General features: G+C 43.8%; 3 protein-coding genes. 2 read left to right on the top strand and 1 reads right to left on the bottom strand.

Translation table 11 applies throughout. The annotated features are described in order from the left end of the window. Positions 1-142 precede the first annotated feature (142 nt). Complete coding sequence (locus tag F6K20_RS29850; RefSeq protein ID WP_287297112.1) at positions 143-445, top strand: hypothetical protein; 303 nt, start codon at positions 143-145, stop codon at positions 443-445. Next, positions 393-3,008: a CHAT domain-containing protein gene (locus F6K20_RS29845; protein ID WP_287297110.1), complete on the top strand. Its 2,616-nt coding sequence runs from the start codon at positions 393-395 to the stop codon at positions 3,006-3,008. The genes F6K20_RS29850 and F6K20_RS29845 overlap by 53 nt, the downstream gene beginning before the upstream one ends. On the opposite strand, the gene F6K20_RS29840 is transcribed toward F6K20_RS29845, so the two are convergent. After that, a complete protein-coding gene (locus F6K20_RS29840; protein WP_287297108.1) occupies positions 2,981-3,208 on the bottom strand; it encodes a hypothetical protein in 228 nt (75 codons plus the stop codon). The two genes, F6K20_RS29845 and F6K20_RS29840, sit on opposite strands and share 28 nt — an antisense overlap. Positions 3,209-3,455: the final 247 nt, after the last annotated feature.

Genomic DNA, 3,455 nt, shown 5'->3' with positions numbered 1-3,455 from the left:
TCTTCGGGAATCGGGATGCAGCGTGGAACAGGCATCTTGCCTGTTTCAAATGACAAAAATTTAGATATACCTCAGCCTTACTATGAAACGTCATACTCTATTCAAGAGATAATTTAATAGAAACCCTAGATTTAGCGTCCCTATGCTTCGCGCGACCCGAGTTGGCACCCAAGCCCTACTTTTTTTTCTCCTAAATTTAGTTCTCCCCATTGGCATCCTCCCGGTCTTATCCTATCCCAGCACTGTTAAGCCAATTCCTCAAGATTGGTCAGCGTCAGATTTAGTGGAACAAGGCAGAGCATTCTACACCAAAGGTCAGTTTAATCAAGCAGCAACCACTTGGGAACAAGCGGCACAAGCCTATGAATCCCAGGGATATACTACATCAGGCGATGGCATTGAGTTATCTGTCCTTGGCTTACCAGAAACTGCAACAGTGGTTTGATGCGGAAGATGTGATCGCATTTAGCCTCAGCCTGTTAGAGACAGGAGCAGATCTCAGCAATACCCCAGACTACCAGCAAATCCAAGCCCAAGCTCTCAACACCTTAGGTAGTTTAGAATTAGCCTTAGGACAACCAGACACTGCTCTAGAAGCCTGGCAATTGGCTACTGAGATTTATCAACAATTAAAGGATGACATTGGCATTACAGGTACCCTAATTAATCAAGCCCAAGCGATGGAAGCCTTAGGACTTTACCGTCGCACCTGTAAAACCTTATTACAAGCCTTAAAGCTGGACAATAATTGCGATTTGTCCAATCAAGAACGGTTTGAAACGGTGCTGCAAACCTTTCAACAAACCCCTGATCCCCAGATTAAAATCCTTGGCTTACGTAGCCTTGGGAATACTCTCCGTCTCCTCGGGGATTTGAACCACTCTCAGCAAGTGCTTAAGGCAAGTTTGAAAGTAGCTCAACCTCCTCTAGAAAAACGAGAGACATTACTGAGTTTGGGGGATACAGAACGTTCTTGGTACAACCACTATAAACAATTATACACCAGAACCAACTTGATAACTGAGCAAAAAAAAGTTAAACAACAGGTTATTGCTCAGGTTAATCATGCTATAAAATACTATCAAGAATCTCTTCAAGAGTCAAGCAAATTATCAGCTTCAACCAGCTTAGACATTGAACCAAAACTACAGCGATTAAGTCTACTCATTGATTACCACAATTGGTTAGAGACCTTAAAAAATGAATATAATAATGATAATCAAGCTCCAAATATCCAAGACGTGAAATCTCAAATTAATGACCAAGTCAAGGAATTACTCAACAGCGAGATTACTAAATTACCAGCTAGTCGAACAGCAATCTATGCTCAAATCAATTTTGTGGAAAGTCTGATCACCTATGATCTAAAATCGAACAAGCATCAAGACAATCTTCAGCGGTCATCCTTTATCCTTCAGCCTTACGAAATTGCCCATACTTTAGTCAAAGCTCTCCAAGAGGCTCAACTTTTAGACGATAAACGAGCCGAATCCTATGCCCTCGGTACCCTGGGTCAGCTCTATGAACAAACTCAGCAATGGTATCAAGCTCAAGAATTTACCGAAAAAGCCCTCACCTTAGCTCAAGGTATTCAAGCCGATGACATTGCCTATCAATGGCAATGGCAGTTAGGACGAATTTATCAAGCTCTGGGAAAAACTGAAGAAGCAATCACTGCTTACGAAGCCACTGTCAAAACCCTAGATTCTCTCCGCCAAGATTTACTGGCTCTCAGTTCAGATGTGCAGTTTTCCTTTCGGGAAAATGTTGAGCAAGTCTATCGAGAATTAGTCGATTTACTTTTGCAGGACGAGCAAACCGCTGAACCGATCGCAAATAAACGGATCCCAGATAACCGGATCCCAGATAACAAGCTCAAGCAAGCTACCGAAGCAATTGACTCTCTCCAGCTAGCCCAAATTGAGAATTTTCTGGGGTGTAACCTTTCTGACATTGTGGAATTGGCCGAGCAGGAAATCGATCCGAGTGCAGCATTAGTCTATCCGATTATTCTCGATGACCGGTTAGCGGTGATCGTGAAATTACCAAAATCAGGAGAATTTATTCACTATACCACTGCTTTACCTAAAGCTAAACTTGAGCAAACCTTAGAAAGTTTGCGTATACAGCTAGAAAAACGTTTTATTTCTAAAGACAGTCTAGCTTTATCCAAACAGGTTTATGACTGGTTAATTCGACCGGCGGAAGGGTTGCTCGAAGCCAATCAAGTTAAAACCTTAGTATTTGTTCTTGATGGTGGATTTCGCAATGTTCCCATGGCTACCCTTCATGATGGTGAACAGTATATAGTAGAAAAAGGCTATGCGATCGCACTGATTCCTGGTTTGAGTCTACTGGAGCCCAAACCCTTTGCTCAAGTAGAGTTAAATGCCTTAGCCTTTGGACTCTCAGACATCCGTGAGGATTTGCCTGATCATCAAGGTTTCGCTGACATACCCTTTGTTAAAACAGAATTAGGGGAAATTCAATCCCAAATTCCCAGTCAGCAATTGCTCAATCAGGACTTTACCAGTCAGAAATGGCAAGAGTTAATCAGTTCGGTGCCATTTCCTGTGGTGCATTTAGCCACTCACGGTCAGTTTAGTTCAGATCCAGACGAGACCTTTCTGCTGGCGTGGGATAAGCGAATCAATATCAAGGATTTAAGCAATGTCATCCAGAACAGAAGTGAAAATAGTTTAGAGGCAATTGAATTACTAGTGCTGAGTGCTTGTAAAACTGCCGATGGTGATAGTCGTGCTAGCTTAGGATTGGCCGGGGTAGCGATTCAGTCAGGAGCCAGGAGCACTCTGGCTTCCTTATGGTTCATTAATGATGAATCTACCGCTAAACTGATGACATTTTTTTACGAAGAATTAGCTGCTTCTGGCGCAACGGTTACCAAAGCTGAAGCCTTGCGCCGTGCTCAAGTTAATCTTTTAAAAGAACCTGGTTATAAAGCTCCATTGTTCTGGGGAGCCTATGTTTTAGTGGGAAATTGGCTGTAATCGGGAATCGGGAATCGGGAATTGGGAATTGGGAATCGGAACCCACCCCTAACCCCTCCCAGGAGGGGAACGGGAATCGGGAATCGGGAATCGGGGTCAGCTATCAGCGTGTCGCGTATCAGCGTGTCGCGTATCAGCTTTGTGGCACAGGCTTCGACCCTGTGACCTAACTCAAATAAAACGAATGCTGAGTAATGCACCACCCACGGGCTCGCTGATCGTGTTTTTCTCAATTCTTGTCCACTGTTCAAAGCTCCAAAGTTGCCTGTTGATGATAGCTTCCTCAGAACTACCACAAAGTAATCGGGAATCGGGAATCGGGAATTGGGGGAGGTGTGGGGAGATGGGGAGATGGGGAGGTGTGGGGAGATGGGGAGATGGGGAGGCTTGTCCTAACTTTAATGCGTAGTGCTATATAGGGATCGGTGTAGGAATTGTGATAATTGA

Origin of the sequence: Moorena sp. SIO2C4 (genome assembly GCF_010672485.1) — a bacterium.
In the GTDB taxonomy this organism is placed as follows: Bacteria; Cyanobacteriota; Cyanobacteriia; order Cyanobacteriales; family Coleofasciculaceae; genus Moorena; species Moorena producens.
Note: the sequence above shows the minus strand (reverse complement) of the source record. Positions and strands in the feature narration are given on the sequence as shown.